The sequence below is a fragment of the Aeromonas sp. FDAARGOS 1419 genome (assembly GCF_019047045.1).
Classification (GTDB): Bacteria; Pseudomonadota; Gammaproteobacteria; order Enterobacterales; family Aeromonadaceae; genus Aeromonas; species Aeromonas veronii.
This window is the reverse complement of sequence record NZ_CP077209.1, coordinates 4,111,875-4,132,271: the sequence shown is the minus strand read 5'-3', so window position 1 is coordinate 4,132,271 and position 20,397 is coordinate 4,111,875. Positions and strand designations below refer to the sequence as shown.

Sequence of the window (20,397 nt, the reverse complement as noted above, 5' to 3'; positions counted from 1 at the left end):
GGTGCAACCACCCAAAAGCGATCGCAGCATATCAACGTTAGCCTATTTTCAAGTCACTGATATCAATTAACAAAAAACACTCTAACGCAACCACGTTACAAAAACAGCAACAAACGTTTGTTATTTGAACTGGATGTGACGCAAAAAGACGCACAGATGAGGGCTGAAAGGGAAAAAAGGCCAGCAACATGCTGGCCCGAAGCGATATCAGTGACGAACAAACTCGTAGTGCTGATCAATAAAGTCAGCAACACGCTGGCTCAATACCTTGTGCACCGTCTTGGTCGGATGCACCTGATCCCAGAACATATGCTCATCGCAGTTGAGAGTCGCTGCTCGCCCTTTTGCCTGCCCGCTCACCACCGCCTGCGCCAGGATCGGGTTACCGGCAATAGCCACTCTTTCGGGGACACTCAAAGCCGGGGTCGCAGCCACCTCGGCGGCGCTGCCGGAGAACGGCTTCCACGTATAGCCGCCACCGTAACAGGCGTGTTCTGTGTCACTCAGCCCGAACAGCTGGGGATCGCGCATCATCTCGTCAAACTGCTTGTCCACTTCGAACAGCTTCACAATGCCAAGGGGAGCAAGCTCGCGAGTGAGGTTCTGCAACTTCTGGTTGTGGTAACTGGCCACATGGCGCACCTTCTCCACCACCTTCATGCTGCGGGCTGACGGGGTCTGCCCCAGATCAGGAATGTTGAACAGCAGGATCTGCTGCGCGCCGTTGAGCACCAACCGGTTGGATGCCAGCCGGATGGTATCGATCACCCTATCCGCATCCCGCTCGGTGTTCCAGCCATAGGCCAGATAGTCGTTGGCACCGACCCAGATCACCACCAGATCATCGGGGCGGAACTTGTCCTTTTTCAGGAACTGATCGATCTCGTAATCGAGGTTGTTGATCACCTGATATTTGGGATCCCAGGACCAGAAACCGAGCCAGCCGTTCAGGGCGCCCAGATGGTTATAGGCCACCGCGGTTGCACCGCCTTCCGCCTCGTTGGCCACGACCAGACCGGGAAAACGCTCGTCACCCAACTGCTCCAACCACACCGGGCCGTTGCTGAAGCGCCCGTTGAAGTAGGGTGGGCTGGAGGGGAGATACCCCCGCATCTTTTTGTACATCTTGCCGGTGTCGGAGAGGCTGTCACCAAACATCACAACCCGGGAAAAAGGTTGGCGTCCCTCTGCCGCTTGCGCGGTCAATGCCATTAACCCCAATAAACAAACAAGCCATTTTTTCATATTGTTATGCTCTTCGATTAAGCAGGTGAGACCTGCGGACTTCTCCTCGAGTGGCGACAGGCATGGGAAGAGTCTGCTGCCACTGACTTCTGGTGAAGGCGACAGATTACAGTTCCAGATGAAATCACACATGTTCCGACACCGATGAAATCGCTTGCGCTCACAAAACAGACAATCACACCAGTCTATTTCTTTCACGCTTGTTTCACGCCCCCCCCGGCACAATGCCCCCATACCAACGACAGGAGTATGAAATGAACAAGGCAAGCGCAAGCGTAATCGGACTGTTGACCCTGATGTCTGTCTCCTCTTTTGCCATGGCGGCCTATACCGGCCCGCAGGAGCAGAACAAGGTTTCCGTTGCTCAGCTGAAAGATCTGGCCGATGACAGCTGGGCCACCCTGGAAGGGAAACTGGTCAAGCACCTGGGCGGCGAGAACTATCTGTTCCGCGATGCCAGCGGTGAAGTGGAGGTCGAAGTGGATCAGGATGTGTGGCGTGGCACCGAAGTGGGCCCGGATGATCAGATCCGTATCCGTGGTGAAGTGGACCACAGCTGGAACAAAACCGAAGTGGAAGTGAAAACCCTGGAGAAAGTGGGCGCGGCCCCGCAGACCAAGGGCGGCTTTATCGCCAAATAAGGCCACTTCAACGACGAACTGGCCAGACGTTAAAAGGGCGCTTGATATCAAGCGCCCTTTTGCATGGTTAACCCAGCGTCACCGCTTAACCGGCCCGACTGGAAAAGGCTCTCTTGAACCCCTTCTCGGCCTGATTGACCTTGTAGAGGTAACGGCGCGCCTCCTCTTTGGGATGCTGCTCGGTCAACACCTGATAGACCGCCTCGGGGGAGAGTCGGTTGATCCGGCCCGGCGCCGCCTTGCGATCGCTGGAGAAGGTATTGAGCACCCCGCCAGCGCCACCGTTATAGGCGGAGATCACCGCATAGCGACGGGAGCGCGGATCCTGAATATCCGCCAGATAGACGGTCTGCAACAGGTGCAGATAGGCGGTACCAACATCGATGTTGTAGGCCGGGTTGAACAGCTCCTCCCGGGTCGGCTGGCCGTTCTTGCCCTTGACCCGAACATAGACGTCACGACCGGCGGTAGCCGGGATCACCTGCATCAGGCCATAAGCGTTGGCATGGCTCACCGCATAGGGGTTGAAGCTGCTCTCGGTCTTGATCACCGCATAGATCAGGCTCTCCGGCACGCCGTATTTGCGCGACGCTTCCCGGATGATCCCCGCATACTTGTAGCCCCGTCGATCTTCATGGTTGGCCACCATGGGAATATCGACGAAGAAGATGGTGCGAATCCCCAAAGTGCGCTTCTTCATCGCCGTGTTGAGCAGGTAATCGGCATAACGCTCGGCGCGCCAGGAGGCGCGGATTGGCTGGCGCTGATTGTCCAGCACCTGACCGTAGAGGAAGGGCTCGCCGCCGGTCAGAATTTCCCGGTCGGAGTAAAGATCCACTTCGGCCGGATCGTCCGGCGTCAGCAGGGTCTCGATGATGGCGCGACGCAGGTGAGCGCGGGGATCGATGCCCGAGACCGTCTCCACCATGATGTGGCCGCTGGAGAAGTCGATGTGGGCCCGGCTCTTGTACTGATCCGTGTATTTGACGTAGTCAAACTTGCCCGCAAACAGCGCCTCCCGCCCCCATATCTCGTTCACGTTATGGGAGAGCGCGCTGATCATGTGTTCAAAACCGCGGATGTCCTTGCCGTTGACCAGATCGTCATCCTCACTCCCGCTGGGCTTGGGGGAGGATGAGCAGGCAGAGAGAAACAGCAGGGTGCACAGCAGCCAAAAAATTCGGCCCATAGGATCCTCAAACCGGGCAGCAGAGCTGCCCATCATTCATTTGCTGCGACTTCAGGAGCGGTCACGCCAGTGTGGCGCCATTCCCGCACCTGTTCACACGTACAACAGCCGGAGAGCTTACTGGGCAGGCGGGGTGTAACCTTCGATCTGCACTTCACCTGCATCAAACAGGTAGCTGACCATCTCTTTTTCCAGCAGTTGGCGATGCTCAAGATTCATCATGTTGAGCTTTTTCTCGTTGATCAGCATCACCTGCTTCTTCTGCCACTCGGCCCAGGCTTCCTTGCTGATGTTGTCAAAAATCCGCTTGCCGAGCTCACCGGGATAGAGTTGGAAATCCAGACCCGGGCCCTCTTTTTTCAGGCGTTGGCAAAATACAGTACGGCTCATGTTGACCTCTATGGTTGTAACTCTGGATAGGCGAGCAGACGGGCCGTGGCGGCCGCCAGCCCCACCTCGGCAGGATGGCGTAAGTTATACCAGAGTCGGTTATCTGCTTCCATGAGCCGCAGCGGCTGCGCCTCATCAATGTCAATCAGCAGCGGCTGAATATCGAGATGGAAGTGGCTGAAGGTATGGCGAAAACCGGCCAGTTCACGATAACTGTGATGGCTCAGGCCGAGGGACGCCAGCAGACCATCCACCTCCGCCAGCGAGGCCACCTGCGGGAAGCAGTAGAGCCCGCCCCAGATCCCCTGTGGCGGCCGCTTCTCCAGCAGCAACTCATCGCCGTGGCGGATCAGCAGCATGATGCCATCGCGAGCCGGAATGCTCTTCTTGGGCTTGCTGTTGGGATAAGCGGTAGGCTTGCCTTGCGACAGCCCCTGGCAATCGGCCCGCACCGGACAGCGATCACAGGCAGGCTTGCTGCGGGTGCAGATAGTGGCCCCGATATCCATCATTGCCTGATTGTATTGCGCCACGCCCAGCTTGGGGGTGAGCCGGATGGCGATCTCCCACAGCTCGTTCTCCACCTGTTTTTGGCCGGGCCAGCCCGGCAGCGCCAGCCAGCGGGTGAGTACCCGCTTCACGTTGCCATCAAGGATGGCGTGGGGCTGACCCAGAGAGAGCGACAACACGGCCCCGGCGGTAGAACGACCAATCCCCGGCAGCGCCATCACCTCGTCAAAGCGCTCGGGAAAGAGACCGTGGTGGTGATCGCGGATCTGCTGGGCCGCCTTGTGCAGGTTGCGGGCCCGGGCGTAGTAGCCAAGCCCGGTCCAGTGGTGCAGCACCTCGTCGACAGGGGCATCGGCCAGCGCCACCACATCGGGGAAGCGCGCCATAAAACGCTGGTAATAGGGGATGACTGTGGCGACCTGGGTCTGCTGCAGCATGATCTCCGAGACCCAGACCCGGTAAGGGGTCTTCTCCTGCTGCCAGGGCAGGGTTTTGCGGCCATGAAGCTCGTACCACTCCAGAACCCGGCTTGCGAAGGTTGATTGATTCACGTTGTTCTCATGTCGTTGATATAAGGGGAACTCTGCGGTTCCTTCGGCTCATCTGGCCTGCGTGGGCATAAAGTCATCCCGCAGCACAGCGCCAGCTGTCTGGTGCGGCAGCGTAAGGCCTCGTCACGCCCAAGTCAAAGCCGCGCTGACTGACGCTGCGGGCAGGTGGTGCTCAGGCAGCAAAGCGGTAACAAAGACGATATACTCGGCCCCACGATTGATGACGGGAGAGACGGTTTGCAGACTTATCTGGTTGGGGGCGCAGTGCGGGATCGCCTGCTGGGATTGCCGCAGGGCGACAGAGATTATCTGGTGGTCGGCGCCACCGTGGAACAGATGCTGGCGCTGGGTTTTACCCAGGTCGGCCGCGACTTTCCCGTGTTTCTTCACCCCAAAACCCAGCAGGAGTATGCCCTCGCCCGTACCGAACGCAAACAGGGTCAGGGCTACACCGGTTTTGTCTGCCACGCCGCCCCCGATGTGACGCTGGAACAGGATCTGCTGCGCCGGGATCTCACCATCAACGCCATCGCCGAGGATGATCAGGGCCAACTCCACGATCCCTACGGTGGCATCGAGGATTTGGAAAAACGGCTGCTGCGCCACGTTTCCCCTGCCTTTGCCGAAGATCCGCTGCGCATCCTGCGGGTCGCCCGCTTCGCCGCCCGCTTCCACGCTCAGGGCTTTACCATAGCGCCGGAGACCCTCGCCCTGATGAGCGAGATGACGGCCGCTGGCGAGCTGGCCCACCTCACGCCGGAGCGAGTCTGGAAGGAGCTGGAGAAGGTGCTGCTGGGGCCGACCCCGCAGATCTTTATCGAGGTGCTGCGCCAGTGCGGCGCCCTCAAGGCACTCTTCCCCGAAATCGACGCTCTATTCGGCGTCCCCGCCCCGGCCAAGTGGCACCCGGAGATCGACACCGGCATCCACACCCTGATGGTGCTGGAGCAGGCGTGCCGGATCTCCCCGGAATTGACCGTCCGCTTTGCCGCCCTCTGCCACGACCTTGGCAAGGGAGTGACCCCCAAGGAGTTCTGGCCAAGCCATCACGGTCACGGCCAGAAAGGGCTGCCGCTTATTCGCGCTCTGTGCGAGCGGTTCCGGGTACCAAATGAGTGCCGGGATCTGGCGCTGCTGGTGAGCGATCTGCACACCCACATCCATATCGCCTTTGAGCTCAAGCCCGCCACCCTGCTCAAGGTGTTCGACAAGGCTGATGCCTGGCGCCGCCCCGAGCGCTTTGCCCAGCTTCTTGATGCCTGCCGCGCCGACTTCCATGGCCGTACCGGTTTCGAGGAGCGGGTCTATGCCGAGCCGGACTATGTGGCCGAAGCGCTGGCTGCCGCCCAGGCGGTGCCGGTGAAAGAGATAGTGGCGGCCGGTTACAAAGGGGAAGAAATCAAGGAGCAGCTCGCCAAAAAGCGGACCGATGCCATCAGCCGGGTCAAGGATGAGTGGACCTTTATCGAAGAGTAACCTCGGCCCCATAACAGACGGCCGCCCTGATGATGAGCTCCGCAAGGAGAGCATCGCCAGGGCGGCCGTTTTGCATCCAAGTTTATATGTAAAGGGGCGCTAACCCCTGCTGGTGCGGTTATGCCGGACCAATTCGCTCCATCAGGCTCATATGGGATGAGCCATCGTGGCGCTTGAGGTTCTGGCGATACTCGAACTGGCGCTGACTCTCCTGCTTGAGCCCCAGCATCAGCGAATAGCACATCGCCAACATGATCACCGAGAAGGGCAGCGCGGCTATGATGCTGGCCGCCTGCAAGGCTGCCAGGCCGCCGGAGACCAGCAGGATAGCGGCAACCAGCCCCTGCCCCAGACCCCATACGGCGCGGTGCAGTACCGGCGGCTCCTGATCACCGATGGAGAGCAGGGTCGTAATCACGAGCGTGCCCGAGTCACTGGAGGTGATGAAGTAGGTGCAGATGAGCAGGGTCAACACGGCCTTGGCGATCCAGCCGAAGGTATCCCAGTGCAGCAGCTCGACCGTCTTGTAGAGCGCCTGCGTCACATCCTGATTGACCGCAGCGACCACGCCACCACCGCCAAACAGCTCCAGATTCATCGCCGTACCGCCAAACACGGTGAGCCAGAACATGCCGAGCAGCGAGGGTACCAGCAGCACACCGAGCACAAACTCGCGAATGGTACGCCCCTTGGAGATGCGGGCGATAAACATGCCGACAAACGGCGCCCATGCAATCCACCAACCCCAGTAAAACGCAGTCCAGCTCGACTGCCAGGCCGAAGTGCCGTTGGCCTCGGTGTTGGTCCAGAAGCTCAGTTTGACGATGTTCTGCAGGTAATCACCGATGTTCTGTACATAGGCGTTGAGGATATAGGTAGTCGGCCCCAGCACCAGAAAGAGCGCGAGCACGAAAACACTCAGCCAGATATTGAGCTCGGAGAGGAGCTTCACTCCGCGCCCGACCCCGGAAACCGCCGAGAGGGTGGCGATCAGGCTGATGCCGCCAATCAGCCAGAGCTGGTTGGACTGCGACACCGCCATACCAAACATCTGGTTGAGGCCGGTATTCATCTGGGAGACACCCAGTCCAAGGGAAGTCGCCACCCCGAAGACGGTGCCGAACACGGCCAGTACATCGGCCGCATGGCCCCAGAAGCCGTAGATCCGCTCGCCGAGGATAGGGTAAAGCACAGAGCGGATCGCCAGCGGCAACTTGCGCCGATAGCTGAAAAAGGCCAGTGACAGGCCGACGATCACATAGATGGCCCAAGGGTGCAGGCCCCAATGGAAAAAGGTGAGGCGCATGGCGATCTGGGCCGCTTCCGGGGTCATCCCTTCGGAAATGAACGGATTGCCCTGTAGATGGTTCATCGGCTCGGCGATGCTCCAGAACACCAGACCGATACCCATGCCTGCGCTAAAGAGCATGGAGAACCAGGCGAAGTAGCCAAACTCCGGTACCTGGTCGTCGTCACCCAGCCGGATGCTGCCAAAACGGCTGAACATCAGGTAGACAGCGAAGAACAGGAACAGGGCGACCACCAGAATGTAGTACCACTTGAACCCGGCAATAATCTGATCCTTGGCACCGACAAACCAGGCGGCCGCGGTATCGGGAACAAATACGCCAAAAAGCAAAAACAGGGTGATCACGGTGAGGGCCGTCATGGCCATGGTGGGGTTGAGGCCTTTCAATAGCCCTTTGCTTGCTCGCATCCAGCCTCCTTAGTCGTTGTTGAAAAAGTCTTCGCCCACATGATCACCGGCCCCGCCGATGGCGCGATAGACCAGTTTGCCAGCCGCTTGTTCGCGGTGATCCACCAGCGAAACCGAGGGCTGGCCATTCACGGCGTGACGCTTGCCAAGGAAGATGGCCATGGGGACGCCCAGATTGGAGATACCGCTGGTGATCCAGAGGCGGTTGAAGTCGTAAGAGCCACCAATGAACTCCAGCTGGGCCAGGCCGGTATCGAGGCCGGTCAGATAGAAGTTCATGGCACTTTCGTCAGGAAAGAGGTGCACCAGCACATAGGCGTAGCGTAATTCATTCACCAACTCCTTTAGGTTGAAAGTACCTGTCTCACTGCAAGAGAGGGGTAACTCACCATCATAGTGGTGTACCTTGAGGTTGTTGGGGTCTTCATCATAGGCAGGCTGATAGCGCACAAATGCCGAGGTATCAGGCAGTTCATAGCGCACTCTGACCACACGTAACTCGGCCACCAGAGACTTGATATCCAGCTCGTCATTCATCATTTCGCTCCTCAAATGTCAGGGTGAATTCCGTGAAATGCCCGTCAACCTAACACAAAATTAGTTAGAGCAGAAATTATTACAGCAAAAACCATATTGACCTTGTGACGAATTAGGCGGAAAATTTTGCCCCTCTCCATAGCCCTCCAATGACGCACACCCCATGGAAAAACATGATGAAGTGCTGGTCGCCCTGCGCCAGATTATTCGTGCCATCGACATGCACTCCAGGCGCTTGATCAAAGAAGCCGGGCTCACCTCCCCGCAACTCTTGCTGCTCAAAGGGATCGACGAGCTGGGACAGATCTCCATGCGTCAGCTGGCCGATCACACCAACATGAGCCAGGCCACCGCCACCACCATCATGGACCGATTGGAGAGCCGCCAACTGGTGCAGCGCGTTCGCAGCAATACCGACAAGCGCAAGGTTCACGCGACACTGACTGACGCAGGCCGCGCCTTGCTGGCCCAGGCCCCGACCCCGCTGCAAGAGCGTTTTATCCAACGTTTTCAATCCCTTGACACCTGGGAACAGACCCTGCTGCTCTCTTCCCTGCAACGCATCTCATCCATGATGAATGCAGACGAAATCGACGCGGCCCCGGTGCTGAGCGTCAGACCCCTCACCGAAGAGCAGGCATAAGCTGCTGAACAATTTCAGGCATAAAAAAAGCTCCCGAAAGGGAGCTTTGTTCTATCAGGGGTCGTAGAGGATTACTCTTCCAGGCTGATCCCGATATTGGAGACGCCATCCTGAGAGGCGAATGTTCTGATGGCCAGGATACGATCGCTGTCGCGCTCATGGGCAACCCGCTTGAGCAGTTCAACCTGGAACTCCAGCTCGGCTTCCATGTACTCGTGCTCGTAGAGCTCATCTTCGGTCAGATCCCGTTCTTCCAGCAGCTCGATAAAACCGGCCACGGTACCGACTGACGCATGGCTGGCATCGTTGGCCTCTTCGCCGACCCGGCAGATCACCGAGTTGTAGGCGCAGCCCAGCGCAACACAGGCATCCAGCGCGGGATAGGCACCGTAGGATTCAAACTTGCGGGGATCCGGAATGTGAGACTCGAACTCTTCGAGAATGGCCCCCAGATTGACCCGGGATCCCTTGACGGTGAGGTAGACCCACATCTGATCCAGCGCATGCCGGAAAGCGCCAGCATTGCCAAAGCCGGAGGCCTGACAGAACAGGGCATAGTTGGGGTACATGCGCTCTGCCAGCGCCAGGGTGTAGACGGTCTGTTGCCAAGGCTGTAGCTCGGCCAGTCGCTTATAAAACTTGTCACCAAACACTGGAGTCGGATCCTTTGCAAAATGTGGGGCAGATTGTAGCCCACGAGGCGCGCGGCGAAAACGAAAAAGCGCCCTGGTCGGCTATGTTGCGATATGAAGTCAGGTAAGATGGGTCGAGAGCGGCATCTTGTTGCGCCGCAAATTCTGATAAGGAACAAGAGTATGAGCCAACGTACCCTTCTTTTGCTCAGCCAGGATAATGCTCACTACGAACGGCTGCTCAAGGCCGCCAATCTCCCCCATCTGCGCATTCTGCGAGCCGATAACCAGAGCGATGCCGAGAAGCTGATCGGCGAAGCCCATATTCTGATGGCCGAACCGGCCCGTGCCAAACCGCTGCTGCCCAAAGCCAACAAGCTGAGCTGGTTCCAGTCCACCTATGCGGGAGTCGATGTGCTGCTCGACCCTGACAGTCGCCGCGACTACCAGCTCACCAATGTGCGCGGCATCTTCGGCCCGCTGATGAGCGAGTATGTCTTTGGTCATCTGCTCAGCCTGATGCGCCAAATCCCCCTTTATCGGGAACAGCAGAAACAGCGACTGTGGCAAAGCCACCCCTATCAGGGCCTCAAGGGGCGCACCATGCTGATCTTGGGGACCGGCAGCATTGGTCAGCATATTGCCCACACCGGCAAACATTTTGGCATGAAGGTGCTGGGCATCAGCCGCAGCGGTCGGGAGCGAGCCGGGTTTGATCAGGTTTATCAGCTACCTGCGCTCAACAAAATGCTGGCGCAGGCCGATGTCATCGTCAGCGTGCTGCCAGCCACCCGCGATACCCGTCATCTGTTCAATGCCGCCCGCTTCGAACATTGCAAACCGGGCGCCATCCTGTTCAACGTTGGCCGTGGCAGCGCCGTGCACTCTGGAGATCTGCTCACCGCACTGCGTACCGGCAAGCTGGCGATGGCGGTGCTGGATGTGTTCGAGCAGGAGCCGCTGCCCGCCGACAGTCCGCTGTGGGGCCAACCCAACCTCATCGTCACCCCCCATAACAGCGCCTACAGCTTCCCGGATGATGTGGCCCAGATCTTTGTGCGCAACTACATCCGCTTTATCGATGGCCAGCCACTGGATGGCAAGATCGACTTCGACAAGGGTTATTGACCCTCACTGCGCATGTAAAAAGGCCCCGCCAATCTGGCGGGGCCTTTCATTTCAGGCTGTGACGACAGGAATCAACCCGCTGCCAGCTCCTTGCGATAGCTCTTCACCTTGGCAAGGAACTGACGACGCTCCTTGCCGCTCAGGGGTTCAGCCATAGGCAGCTTGGCGGTCATGGCATTGACCGGGCGGTTGTTGATCCGCAGCTCGTAGTGCAGGTGAGCACCGGTCGAGCGACCGGTGTTGCCGGAAAGGCCGATCTTGTCGCCCATCTTCACTCGCTGACCGGTTTTGACCAGCAGCTTGCTCAGGTGCAGATAACGGGTAGAGAGAGTACGGCCATGCTTGATGACGATATAGGTGCCCGCCAGCGGGTGGCTGGTTGCCTTCTGGACGATACCATCACCGGTCGCCAGCACTGGCGTGCCCACCGGCACCGCGAAGTCGGTGCCCTCGTGAGGACGCACCATACCGGTTACCGGATGTTTGCGCGCCGGGTTGAAATTGGAGCTGATCCGATAGCGGCTGTGGGTCGGGTAGCGGCGGAATCCGCGCTCCAGACTGTTGCCCTGACCGTCGTAGTAGTTGCCGTCATCGGAGAGCCAGGCCGACACCGTCTTGCCCTGGCTGGTCACTTCCACACCTAGCAGCTGGCTGTTACCAGTGCTCTTGCCTTCCACCGTCTCCTGGCGTACCAGCACTTTGAACTTGTCGCCCTTCTGCAGATCCTTGGCGAAATTCATTCGCCACTGGAACAGGTTGGCAATTTTCTGGATATGGTTGGCTGGAATCCCCGCATTGCGGGCACTGACATAGAAGCTGCCGTTGATCACGCCGTTGTAACGCTGCGGTTGCCACTCGACCTTCTCATTGATCATGGAGGCGGTATAGGCATCATCGCTGCGTGCCATCACCAGCGTCTGCTTGATGTTCAGGCGGATTTTGAGTTGCTGCAGGATGTTGTCCTGATCGATCAGCAGTTCGATATTCTGGCCCGGCTTGAGGCGCGCCAGATAGTTCTTGTTGTCCGCGTCCAGCACCTTGTAGAGGGTAGTGGTGGAGAGACCGAGATTGTTAAAAATGGCGGTCAGGTTTTCGCCGTTGCGAACCCGGTAATCCTGCCACTGGGGGGTGGTGTCGACCGGGATGTCGTCATCCGGCGCACTCTGATCAACCAGTTCGTGATCGGGAATTTCGTTAAAGTCGGTGTTGTTTTCGTTAGTTGCCGTACCTGCGGTATCAATGGGCAACTCAAGACGCAGCGGCCGCTCGAGGATGTCACCCGGAGCTGGCAATAATGCCACTGCTGACAAGGTCATGGCCGTCAGCATCAGCATGGCGTAAAAGTGTTTGCGGGGAACCGGTGGTTCCCAATTGGCAGCCTGTACTACCAAGGGACGGAGACGTTTCATCCGCTATCCTGTATTTAGCTCTAAAGAGTGTGAGTTGCGATGTCAGTTGTGACAAAACCGTATAAAACTGTTTGTTGGACACAAATAGTTACAAATAGTTCATCACAATCTGCATGAACCTCACATTTTATGCATAACCCGCCCGGATGGGCAGAAATGATCGTCTTTTTTAACCATTTTTTCCTATTTTTAAGAACCGGGTCGGATTCGATACTGAATAGAAACCTAAAATGTTGCGATAACTTTTCCATGGAGTGGATATGTCGTTAGCAAAACTGTTAATCAGAATAATTGTCGTCCTGTTCCTGATCGGTGCAGCGCTGCTGTTTGCACTGGAAGTCACGACGGTCCGCCAATCCATCCTCGACCAGATGTCAGCCAACTTGGAAACCGCCATCACCGCTCTCGGGCTGGTGCTGCAAGGAACCCTGCTCAATGACGACAATGTGCTGGCCGAAACCATCGTCAATGCCATGTTCGACGGCGGCTTCGTCAGCTCGGTCATTCTGGTGGATCCGGATGGTCAGGTGCTGTTTCAGAAGGTATTCCACTCTACCCAACAAAATGTCCCCGGCTGGCTTCCCTCGGTTATCGGCATGCCCCCCGTCAAAATTGAGCAAGAGTTGACCGATGGCTGGCGCATGCTGGGCACTCTGACCCTTGAGGGGCATAGCGGCTACGCCTATCAGCATCTGTGGAATGCCATCAGTCGCACCGGTCTGGCGCTGCTGGCGGGCCTCGTCGTATTTACCCTGATCATCTCCCTGGTGTGCAAACGCCTGCTGCAGCCCCTGGAGCAGATCAACCTGCAGCTGATCCGTATCCGCAAACACCAGTTCAACAGCACCCTGCCCACTCCATGGTTGCAAGACCTCAAAGAAGTGGCACTTTCCATCAACCAATTGGTTTCCGAACGCAAACGGGATCTGCTGCAACAACGACTCAAAATCACCCAGCTGGGAAAACAGCTGCCACTGACGACCCCACAGCCGCTGCAAGGAGTAAGCCCGCTGTCGGAAGGTGGGCAACTGCAAAAATTTGTCTCCACACAAGGGGAGATCGCGCTCTATCAGCGTTTCTTGCCCAGTCAGCACCTCGGTGCCAACAGCGATCTCGCGACCATCCAGAGCGCCCTGCAACAGTGGCAGCACTCTCATATAGAAGGGGTCTTGCTGCCCCTCTCCCTGCTCAATCATCCGCAATGGTCAGAAATCGCTCCTCTGCTAAGCCAGGGTCGCGGCAAGACACTGGATTGGCGCTGGGATGTGGTCACCTTTCCCGCCCACGGCCAAGCCACATTGGCTGCGTTGCAGGAACAGGGGTGTGAGCTCGCCTTCAGCGCCATTCCCCTCAATGCGGATACCTTCAATCAACTTGACCCGCTCAATCCCATTTTTATCAGCTGTCAGCTGACCGATGAGCCGCTCTACTGGAATCTGCTCTCCCAAACCATGCATGCCGCCGGTTATACCCTGCTGGCAGAATCGGGAGAGTGTCGCGACATCGACAAACTGCGGACCTGGGGTATCGATGGTTATGCCAAGGAGGCGCAATCATGAAGAAGCTCGCCATGCTGTTGCCCCTGCTGTGGCAACCCGGCCTGATGGCTGAAACCGTCACTATCACCACCGGGGGTGAGCAGGGGATTTATCACCAGATAACCAAAGAGTTTTGCCGTCTGGCTCATGAGGTCGACGAGCAACTTGCGTGCACACTGCAGAGCTCATCGGGTTCAATAGAAAACCTGACGCGGCTGAAGAGTGGCGAGTCATCCTACGCCATGGTGCAGTCAGACTGGCTGTATCAGGCAAGCCAGGGCTTGGGCCCTTTTACCACCCAGCCGCAACCTGAGCTGCGCGCCCTGTTTGCCACCCATGCCGAGCCCTTCACCATAGTGATCCGTGCCGATGGCGATATCACTTCACTGGAACAGCTCAAGCTCGCCCCCATCGACATGGGGTTGAAGAACTCGGGAACCCGCCAGACGGCCCTAGCCCTGTTCAACATCTTGGGAGCGAAAGAGCAGGATCTCGATCTGAAGAGCATGGCCAACCTGCCGGATGCGCTCTGCAGCAAGCAGATCGACGCATTTGCACTGGTGATGGGGCATCCTAACCGGATTGTGCTCGACACCGCCAAACGCTGCGCGGTCAGTTTCCTCCCCATCGATGGGGCCACCCGTGATCAGCTACTCAAGGGGGTCAAATATTACCAACGTAGTCAGGTGCCCGCCCGCATCTACCCCGGCAATCTGAAGGCAACGCCCACCTTTGCCATTGCCGCCACCCTGGTCACCAATGCCACCATGCCGGAAGAGTCTGTCTATCGCCTGACCAAGGCCATGCTGACCCAGCAAACCAAGTTCAATGAGCAAACTTATGGCTACGCCAATATGTTTCACCGGGCACGCAATAAAACCGGCCCGGTGCTGAGTATTGAGCAGCATCCGGGCGCAGCGAAATATTTCGATGAGTTGAAGGCGGCGGGCAAGCTATAACTGACGACGAGGAGAGCGCAGTTGCTCGCTGGAGAAACGGGTCTTCATCGATGTCCACTGCGCCAACCGATCGGCACTCCCCGCCAGCGTCCCTTCCCGCCGTGACTTCATGATCCAGATGCTTTTGGCATCGAAACTGTAAACGGGAATGAGGTCGGTACGCTTGCTGCCTGGCAGGATCCGGCTGTTGATGTTGTCGAGCACCAGTGGATCAGCCTTGGGCGTCGGGAAGTAGAGCGTCACCATGTGGAATTGGTTGTAACGCACCGCCTTGACGTAGGCCAGCCGCAGCTTCTTCTCATCCACCCCCAGCTCCATCAGGGTGTAGTACTTGGAGATGCTGTAATCCTCGCAATCCCCACCCCGGGCACCGATGAACTCCAGCGGATTGGCCCAGTAATCCTCATCTCCCCACAGCTTGGGATCCTCGCTATAGGTGAGATTGTTGAAGTAGTTGTTCACCAGCTCGATCTTCTGCTGGTCAGTTGTACCCGCTCTGGGGGTGAGCAGGCGAGAGAATGCCTCGGCCCGTTGAATGGCGCGGCCACCATACACTTCCTGCAGCTTGGCCCGCAGATCCGGACTGGCAATATATTCGGAAAGACGCGAAGCCTGCACGTTGGCGCAACATAGCGCCAACGTGCAGGCCGGGATCAACAACCATTTCATACCGGACACTCCATGTCAGATGCTGGAGGTCAGTATAGCCCCTCCGGATGAGAGACTCAGCCGCTGATCAGCGACATTGGGCAAATGCGTCTGCCAGTTGCTGCATGAATTGGGGATAACCATCCGGGCTGAGCGGTACCTGTTCACCCACCTCATCAAGCAACAGCACCTTGGCGCCGGTATTGCGTGCCACCGATTCGATCACAGCCGGTGAGAATTGCGGCTCGGCATAAATGCAGCTCGCCTGCTTCTCTTCCAGTGCCTTGCGAATATCCACTAGCGTCTTGGCGCCAGGGCGACGCTCAGGGCTCACGGTAAAGTGACCCTTTGAACTCATGCCGTAGTGGCGCTCCCAGTAGCCATACGCCTCGTGGAATACAAAGTACCCCTTCTCATTCACCGCCTTCATCTGGCCGGCAATCACCTTGTCTTTGGCATCCACCTTGGTATCAAATGCCGCGAGGTTGGCGTCATAGCGAGCCTGATTGGCCGGATCCAGCTTGCCCAATTCACTTGCGATCGCCTTGGCAATCACTTTGGACTGCGTCGGGCCAAGCCAGATATGGGGATCGACCCCTTCGTGATGATGTCCTTCATGCCCTTCATCATGGTCACCGTGCTCGTGGGCGGCATGATCGTGATCATCATGGTCATGGGAATCGTGACTATCCTGAGTCGCGTAGTTGAACAGCGGCATCCCCTCAACCTGAGTCAGGGCCAGAGCATGGGGATGGTTGGCCAGCGGCTTGGCCATAAAACCTTCCAGCTCGGGGCCAACCCACACCACCAGATCGGCACTGTTGATGCTGCGAATATCGGACGGACGCAGGGAGAAATCGTGGGGAGAGGCACCGGTCGGCAGCAATACCTTGGGCTCGCTCACCCCGTCAGTGATCGCCGCGGCAATGAAGCCAAGGGGCTTGATGGTGGTCAGTACCTCAATGGCACGAACAGGCAAACTCACCGCCAGCAGGGCAGTGAAAAGCGCAATAATTCTCATTGGTGAATCTCGTCAGGGGGTGAGTATGTGATAATATAACAGCTGCTTTTTGTTATATTATAACTCTCACTGGCTGTAAACCCCGGAGTTGTCATGAGCCAACTGGTAGAGCTGAAAGAGGTCTCTCTCTCGTTTGATGGACGCTCTGTGCTCGACAAGGTCTCCTTTACCCTCAATAAAGGCAAAATCACCACACTAGTCGGCCCCAACGGGGCGGGCAAGAGCACCCTGAGCAAGCTGGTGCTGGGTCTGCTCACCCCGGACTCGGGCAAGATCACCCGCAGCCGCGATCTGAGAGTCGGCTATGTGCCACAGCGCCTCTATCTGGATCCCACCCTGCCGCTGACAGTGCGACGCTTCCTGCAACTGGGCAAAAATAGCCGCCTCTCCATCGAGGAAGCACTGGCTCGGGTGGGCGCAGAGGGATTGCTGGAAAACCGGATGCAAAAACTCTCCGGCGGCGAGATGCAGCGGGTGCTGCTGGCCCGCGCCCTGCTGGTCAAGCCCGAGCTGCTGGTACTGGACGAGCCGGTGCAAGGGGTCGATATCACCGGCCAGATCGAGCTCTACGCCCTCATCGGTCAGCTCGCCGCCGAGTTCAATTGCGCCGTGCTGATGGTATCCCACGACCTACATCTGGTGATGGCCAGCACCCACGAGGTGATCTGCCTCAATCGCCACGTCTGCTGTCATGGCGAGCCGGAAAGCGTGGCCCGCCACCCCGAATTTGCCCGTCTGTTCGGACGACCGGAGCAGGAGGTGCTGGCGGTCTATACCCACCATCACCACTGCGACGGCGAACACCATCATCATGAACCGCAGGCTCCCGTCATCCGCCTGCCCTCTCGCAACAACGCTCACAGCAAATAGCGCAAGCAACAGGACATTCAAGTGGACAGCTTTCTGTTATACGCCCTCGCGGCCGGTCTCGGCATCGCCCTGCTGGCCGGCCCCCTCGGCAGCTTCGTGGTATGGCGCAAGATGGCCTACTTTGGCGACACCCTCTCCCACGCCTGCCTGTTCGGCATCGCGCTGGGCATCCTGCTGCAGGTCGATCTCACTCTGGCGGTAGTGGTCTGCTGCCTCGCCATGGCGATGCTGCTGGTGATCATGAGTCGCAACCAGCAGGTGGCGACCGATACCCTGCTCGGCATTCTGGCCCACAGCGCCCTGTCCCTCGGTCTGATTACCTTGAGTTTTATGGATAACGTGCGGGTGGATCTGATGGCCTACCTGTTTGGCGACCTGCTCTCGGTACAACCGATGGATCTGCTCTGGATCTACGGCGGTGGCGCTCTGGTGCTGCTCACCCTGTGGCGACTGTGGGATCCCCTGCTCTCCATGACCATCTCGGAAGAGCTGGCTCGAGTTGAAGGGGTTCGGGTCGATGTGCTGCGCTGCGTGCTGATGCTGCTGATCGGGCTGGTGATCGCCGTAGCGATGAAGTTTGTTGGCGCGCTGATAATCACCTCCTTGCTGATCATCCCCGCCGCTACCGCCCGCCGTTTCAGCCAGACGCCGGAGCAGATGGCCGGCTTTGCCGCGCTGATCGGCTGCCTCGCCGTGCTGGGTGGATTGACCCTCTCCTGGTATCAGGACACCCCGGCGGGCCCGTCAGTAGTGGTCTGTGCCACCAGCCTGTTTGTCCTAAGCCAGTTCAAGAAGGCTTGATACCACGCTAGAGAGGCATGCTCTGGCGTGTCTCCATCATCAGCCACTGGCGTAACCGGTTGATGGCGGGCTCATGGGCCCGCGAGCGCTTGCAGGTAAAGTAGAAGGCATCCCCCGTCTCCAGCTGGTGTACCGGCAAGGCCACCAGCTGGGGATCATCGGGCCGCAGCATGTAGTCATTCACGAACGCCACCCCCTGATCCCAGGCCGCCGCCTCCATCGCCAGCAACACATGGCTGAAGTGGTGCATCCGCGCCTCGTCAGGGATCACCAAGCCACCCGCCTTGGCCCAGCGTTGCCAATCCTCCCCCCGCGCCTTGTAAATGGACTGCACCGAGAGCAGCGGCAGTTGCCAGATTGCATCTGGCCACTCCCCCTCCACTTGCTGCAGCAGGCGGCGGCTGCAAACCGGAAAGAGCCGCTCCTGATAGATAAGGTCGTGGCAGTAGCCCCGCCCGTGTGGTGAAACTGTGATAAAACAGTCGGCCACCCGATCGGAGAGCTCGGGATCCTCCGCCACCATCTCCAGACTCAAATCCAGCTCGGGATAGAGCTGGCGCAATCCGGCCAACCGCGGGATCAACCACTTCACCGCAAACGAGCTGTAGACCGCGAGGCGCAACCGCATCTCGCCGCCCCCGCGCAGCTGCTCGCTGCTCTGGGCAATCTGGCCGAGCCCGGCTGCAATCCCCTCGAAATAGCTCTCGCCCTGTGTCGTCAACGAAAGCAGCCGCCCCTGACGCAGCAGCAACCGCTCCCCCAGAAAATCCTCCAGCAGGCGGATCTGGTGGCTGACCGCACTCTGGCTGACGTTCAGTTCAAGGGCGGCGCGGGAGAAGCTGAGCAGCCGGGCCACCACCTCGAAATATTGCACCGCACGCAGGGGAGGAAGCTTCATTATCTAAATATCTCATGGGTGGTCATTTTTTATCATTTTACTGGATATCAACCGGCACGCTACCCTCCCCTCATCTGAAGTGGGAGGTGGTATGAATGCAGTGGGGATCGGCATCCTTTATCTGGTGCTGGGCAATATGGTGGCGGTTTTTTCCGATGCGCTGGTCAAGGTGCTGGAGCCGGATCAGCCCATCTTCCAGTTTGTCTTTTTCCGCCAGGTTTCTGCAGCCCTCCTGCTGATGCCCTGGCTGCTCTGGTCATGGCGCCGCAACCCGCCGGTGGCCATCAAGTGGCACCTGCTGCGGGCCCATATCTGGGCGGTCGGTGTCTGCCTGATGGTGGTCGCCCTCACCCGCTTGCCGCTCGCCACTGCCAACGCCCTCTTCTATGCCGCGCCCCTGATGATGGTGCCGCTGGCAGTGTGGATGGCAGGAGAGGCGATCTCGCGCCAGAAGGTGCTGACTGCGGTTATCGGGTTTATCGGGGTACTGATCGTGCTGCGCCCGACCGAAGTGAACTGGGCTGCGCTGGCCGCGCTCGGAGTGGCGCTGTCGATGGCGCTCAACAATCTGCTGATCAAGCGCATCCCGCTCAAGCAGCCCATCGCCCAGACCCTGTTTTTCACCAACGTGCTGAGCATGCCCTTCATTCTCGCGCTGGCCTGGTGGGAAGGGGGCGACTGGCAGTGGCAGATGTGGTGGCCCGCCTTTGGATCCTCGGCGCTGATCATGGTCTATGCGGGATTGTGCGTGGTGGCCTATCGCAAGGCGGAAGCGAGCAAGATCGCCTCTGCGGAATATACCGGTCTGCTGATGGCCGTCGCCATCGGGGTATGGCTGTTTGACGAGCAGCCGGGTCTGCCGCTGCTGCTGGGCTGTATCTGCATCGTCCTGCCGCTTATCGCCATGGCGCGCAGCAAGCCAAAGCCGCTGGCCGAGCCAGCGGTCTAATACTCAGGGTCGTTTCAGCAAAGGGGCGACCCTTTGTTGCAGATGAGGGATGACCTCCTGCTCGAACCAGGGGTTCTTTTTGAGCCAGAGGGTATTGCGCGGTGAAGGGTGAGGCAACGGCAGCCAGCCGGGGCCATAGTCGGCCCAGCTGCGCACCGTGTCGGTGAGCGATCCCTTGGCTGCCCCCCGCAGATAGTAGGCTTGTGAATATTGGCCGATCAGCAGGGTCAGTTCGATATTGGGTAGCAGCATCAATACCTTGTCGTGCCAGTTAGGCGCGCACTCGGGTCTGGGCGGCAGATCGCCGGATTTTCCCCTGCCGGGATAGCAGAGGCCCATCGGCATGATGGCGATGCGGGATTCGTCGTAAAAGGTGGCCTTATCGACCCCGAGCCACTGGCGCAGCCTGTCACCGGAGGGGTCATCCCACGGGATACCACTGGCATGCACACGAGTGCCGGGGGCCTGACCGATGATCAGCAGGCGGGCACTCTCGGCCCCGCGGATCACCGGACGAGGCCCCAGCGGCAGATGTGCCTCGCACAGACGGCAGGCCCTGATTTGCTCAAACAACTTATCGATTCGCTGCATGACGTTGATAGTACCAGCATTTCCCTGTTTTCCCTCTTGTGGAAACAGGGCGCA

21 protein-coding genes are annotated in these 20,397 nt (G+C 58.5%); 9 read left to right on the top strand and 12 right to left on the bottom strand.

What is annotated here, in order from left to right; genetic code table 11:
• Positions 1-207 precede the first annotated feature (207 nt).
• A complete protein-coding gene (locus I6L49_RS18905) occupies positions 208-1,245 on the bottom strand; it encodes an SGNH/GDSL hydrolase family protein (protein WP_216950142.1) in 1,038 nt (345 codons plus the stop codon).
• A 254-nt stretch (positions 1,246-1,499) separates the two neighbouring features.
• Between I6L49_RS18905 and I6L49_RS18900 the strand changes: the two genes are divergently transcribed.
• Complete coding sequence (locus I6L49_RS18900) at positions 1,500-1,886, top strand: YgiW/YdeI family stress tolerance OB fold protein (protein ID WP_005335826.1); 387 nt, start codon at positions 1,500-1,502, stop codon at positions 1,884-1,886.
• 85 nt (positions 1,887-1,971) lie between these two features.
• Here I6L49_RS18900 and mltC read toward each other — a convergent pair whose 3' ends face one another.
• The 3 genes from mltC to mutY form a co-directional block, all read right to left on the bottom strand.
• Entirely contained in the window at positions 1,972-3,075 is a 1,104-nt protein-coding gene (gene mltC, locus I6L49_RS18895) for a membrane-bound lytic murein transglycosylase MltC (RefSeq protein WP_031227922.1), read from the bottom strand.
• Between the two features lie 117 nt (positions 3,076-3,192).
• On the bottom strand, positions 3,193-3,465 hold the full coding sequence (locus I6L49_RS18890; protein ID WP_005335828.1) for an oxidative damage protection protein: 273 nt from the start codon (positions 3,463-3,465) through the stop codon (positions 3,193-3,195).
• Positions 3,466-3,473: 8 nt separating this feature from the next.
• Positions 3,474-4,526, bottom strand: coding sequence for an A/G-specific adenine glycosylase (gene mutY / locus I6L49_RS18885; RefSeq protein WP_139495088.1), 1,053 nt, complete (start codon positions 4,524-4,526; stop codon positions 3,474-3,476).
• A 237-nt stretch (positions 4,527-4,763) separates the two neighbouring features.
• On the opposite strand from mutY, the gene I6L49_RS18880 reads away from it, so the two are divergent.
• A complete protein-coding gene (locus I6L49_RS18880) occupies positions 4,764-6,002 on the top strand; it encodes a multifunctional CCA addition/repair protein (protein ID WP_216950141.1) in 1,239 nt (412 codons plus the stop codon).
• A gap of 118 nt (positions 6,003-6,120) precedes the next feature.
• Here the strand turns inward: I6L49_RS18880 and I6L49_RS18875 are convergent, their stop codons facing one another.
• Positions 6,121-7,719 (bottom strand): BCCT family transporter, encoded by a 1,599-nt coding sequence (locus I6L49_RS18875; protein ID WP_216950140.1) that lies wholly within the window; start codon positions 7,717-7,719, stop codon positions 6,121-6,123.
• A gap of 9 nt (positions 7,720-7,728) precedes the next feature.
• Positions 7,729-8,256, bottom strand: coding sequence for a hypothetical protein (locus tag I6L49_RS18870; protein WP_005335836.1), 528 nt, complete (start codon positions 8,254-8,256; stop codon positions 7,729-7,731).
• Between the two features lie 163 nt (positions 8,257-8,419).
• Between I6L49_RS18870 and I6L49_RS18865 the strand changes: the two genes are divergently transcribed.
• Positions 8,420-8,899, top strand: coding sequence for a MarR family winged helix-turn-helix transcriptional regulator (locus I6L49_RS18865; protein ID WP_216950139.1), 480 nt, complete (start codon positions 8,420-8,422; stop codon positions 8,897-8,899).
• 71 nt (positions 8,900-8,970) lie between these two features.
• Here the strand turns inward: I6L49_RS18865 and I6L49_RS18860 are convergent, their stop codons facing one another.
• On the bottom strand, positions 8,971-9,552 hold the full coding sequence (locus I6L49_RS18860) for a YjaG family protein (protein ID WP_103251888.1): 582 nt from the start codon (positions 9,550-9,552) through the stop codon (positions 8,971-8,973).
• A 162-nt stretch (positions 9,553-9,714) separates the two neighbouring features.
• Here I6L49_RS18860 and I6L49_RS18855 point away from each other — a divergent pair, with 162 nt between their 5' ends.
• Positions 9,715-10,659 (top strand): D-2-hydroxyacid dehydrogenase, encoded by a 945-nt coding sequence (locus I6L49_RS18855; protein WP_005363043.1) that lies wholly within the window; start codon positions 9,715-9,717, stop codon positions 10,657-10,659.
• Positions 10,660-10,730: 71 nt separating this feature from the next.
• Here I6L49_RS18855 and mepM read toward each other — a convergent pair whose 3' ends face one another.
• Entirely contained in the window at positions 10,731-12,068 is a 1,338-nt protein-coding gene (gene mepM, locus I6L49_RS18850; RefSeq protein WP_005354854.1) for a murein DD-endopeptidase MepM, read from the bottom strand.
• 260 nt (positions 12,069-12,328) lie between these two features.
• Here mepM and I6L49_RS18845 point away from each other — a divergent pair, with 260 nt between their 5' ends.
• Positions 12,329-13,627: a LapD/MoxY N-terminal periplasmic domain-containing protein gene (locus I6L49_RS18845; RefSeq protein ID WP_216950138.1), complete on the top strand. Its 1,299-nt coding sequence runs from the start codon at positions 12,329-12,331 to the stop codon at positions 13,625-13,627.
• Positions 13,624-14,565, top strand: a complete 942-nt coding sequence (locus tag I6L49_RS18840) for a TAXI family TRAP transporter solute-binding subunit (protein WP_216950137.1) — start codon at positions 13,624-13,626, stop codon at positions 14,563-14,565. The genes I6L49_RS18845 and I6L49_RS18840 overlap by 4 nt, the downstream gene beginning before the upstream one ends.
• Here I6L49_RS18840 and I6L49_RS18835 read toward each other — a convergent pair.
• Positions 14,560-15,234 carry a transglutaminase-like cysteine peptidase gene (locus tag I6L49_RS18835; RefSeq protein WP_005335848.1) on the bottom strand — a complete coding sequence of 225 codons (675 nt, stop codon included), beginning with the start codon at positions 15,232-15,234 and terminating at the stop codon, positions 14,560-14,562. The two genes, I6L49_RS18840 and I6L49_RS18835, sit on opposite strands and share 6 nt — an antisense overlap.
• A gap of 67 nt (positions 15,235-15,301) precedes the next feature.
• Positions 15,302-16,234, bottom strand: coding sequence for a zinc ABC transporter substrate-binding protein ZnuA (gene znuA / locus I6L49_RS18830; RefSeq protein ID WP_216950136.1), 933 nt, complete (start codon positions 16,232-16,234; stop codon positions 15,302-15,304).
• 93 nt (positions 16,235-16,327) lie between these two features.
• On the opposite strand from znuA, the gene znuC reads away from it, so the two are divergent.
• Both znuC and znuB read left to right on the top strand, forming a co-directional pair.
• A complete protein-coding gene (gene znuC, locus I6L49_RS18825; protein WP_005354861.1) occupies positions 16,328-17,104 on the top strand; it encodes a zinc ABC transporter ATP-binding protein ZnuC in 777 nt (258 codons plus the stop codon).
• A 21-nt stretch (positions 17,105-17,125) separates the two neighbouring features.
• Entirely contained in the window at positions 17,126-17,905 is a 780-nt protein-coding gene (znuB, locus tag I6L49_RS18820; RefSeq protein ID WP_216950135.1) for a zinc ABC transporter permease subunit ZnuB, read from the top strand.
• 7 nt (positions 17,906-17,912) lie between these two features.
• Here znuB and I6L49_RS18815 read toward each other — a convergent pair whose 3' ends face one another.
• Positions 17,913-18,803: a LysR substrate-binding domain-containing protein gene (locus I6L49_RS18815; RefSeq protein WP_042032621.1), complete on the bottom strand. Its 891-nt coding sequence runs from the start codon at positions 18,801-18,803 to the stop codon at positions 17,913-17,915.
• Positions 18,804-18,894: 91 nt separating this feature from the next.
• On the opposite strand from I6L49_RS18815, the gene I6L49_RS18810 reads away from it, so the two are divergent.
• Complete coding sequence (locus I6L49_RS18810) at positions 18,895-19,752, top strand: DMT family transporter (RefSeq protein ID WP_041209234.1); 858 nt, start codon at positions 18,895-18,897, stop codon at positions 19,750-19,752.
• A 3-nt stretch (positions 19,753-19,755) separates the two neighbouring features.
• Here the strand turns inward: I6L49_RS18810 and I6L49_RS18805 are convergent, their stop codons facing one another.
• Complete coding sequence (locus tag I6L49_RS18805; RefSeq protein WP_216950134.1) at positions 19,756-20,343, bottom strand: uracil-DNA glycosylase family protein; 588 nt, start codon at positions 20,341-20,343, stop codon at positions 19,756-19,758.
• Between the last annotated feature and the right edge of the window lie 54 nt (positions 20,344-20,397).

Bases quoted from the DNA above. Each gene is read 5' to 3' on its own strand.
- I6L49_RS18905 (WP_216950142.1), bottom strand. From the start codon at position 1,245: ATGAAAAAATGGCTTGTTTGTTTATTGGGGTTAATGGCATTGACCGCG.
- I6L49_RS18900 (WP_005335826.1), top strand. From the start codon at position 1,500: ATGAACAAGGCAAGCGCAAGCGTAATCGGACTGTTGACCCTGATGTCT.
- mltC (WP_031227922.1), bottom strand. From the start codon at position 3,075: ATGGGCCGAATTTTTTGGCTGCTGTGCACCCTGCTGTTTCTCTCTGCC.
- I6L49_RS18890 (WP_005335828.1), bottom strand. From the start codon at position 3,465: ATGAGCCGTACTGTATTTTGCCAACGCCTGAAAAAAGAGGGCCCGGGT.
- I6L49_RS18875 (WP_216950140.1), bottom strand. From the start codon at position 7,719: ATGCGAGCAAGCAAAGGGCTATTGAAAGGCCTCAACCCCACCATGGCC.
- I6L49_RS18870 (WP_005335836.1), bottom strand. From the start codon at position 8,256: ATGAATGACGAGCTGGATATCAAGTCTCTGGTGGCCGAGTTACGTGTG.
- I6L49_RS18865 (WP_216950139.1), top strand. From the start codon at position 8,420: ATGGAAAAACATGATGAAGTGCTGGTCGCCCTGCGCCAGATTATTCGT.
- I6L49_RS18855 (WP_005363043.1), top strand. From the start codon at position 9,715: ATGAGCCAACGTACCCTTCTTTTGCTCAGCCAGGATAATGCTCACTAC.
- mepM (WP_005354854.1), bottom strand. From the start codon at position 12,068: ATGAAACGTCTCCGTCCCTTGGTAGTACAGGCTGCCAATTGGGAACCA.
- I6L49_RS18845 (WP_216950138.1), top strand. From the start codon at position 12,329: ATGTCGTTAGCAAAACTGTTAATCAGAATAATTGTCGTCCTGTTCCTG.
- I6L49_RS18840 (WP_216950137.1), top strand. From the start codon at position 13,624: ATGAAGAAGCTCGCCATGCTGTTGCCCCTGCTGTGGCAACCCGGCCTG.
- I6L49_RS18835 (WP_005335848.1), bottom strand. From the start codon at position 15,234: ATGAAATGGTTGTTGATCCCGGCCTGCACGTTGGCGCTATGTTGCGCC.
- znuA (WP_216950136.1), bottom strand. From the start codon at position 16,234: ATGAGAATTATTGCGCTTTTCACTGCCCTGCTGGCGGTGAGTTTGCCT.
- znuC (WP_005354861.1), top strand. From the start codon at position 16,328: ATGAGCCAACTGGTAGAGCTGAAAGAGGTCTCTCTCTCGTTTGATGGA.
- I6L49_RS18815 (WP_042032621.1), bottom strand. From the start codon at position 18,803: ATGAAGCTTCCTCCCCTGCGTGCGGTGCAATATTTCGAGGTGGTGGCC.
- I6L49_RS18810 (WP_041209234.1), top strand. From the start codon at position 18,895: ATGAATGCAGTGGGGATCGGCATCCTTTATCTGGTGCTGGGCAATATG.
- I6L49_RS18805 (WP_216950134.1), bottom strand. From the start codon at position 20,343: ATGCAGCGAATCGATAAGTTGTTTGAGCAAATCAGGGCCTGCCGTCTG.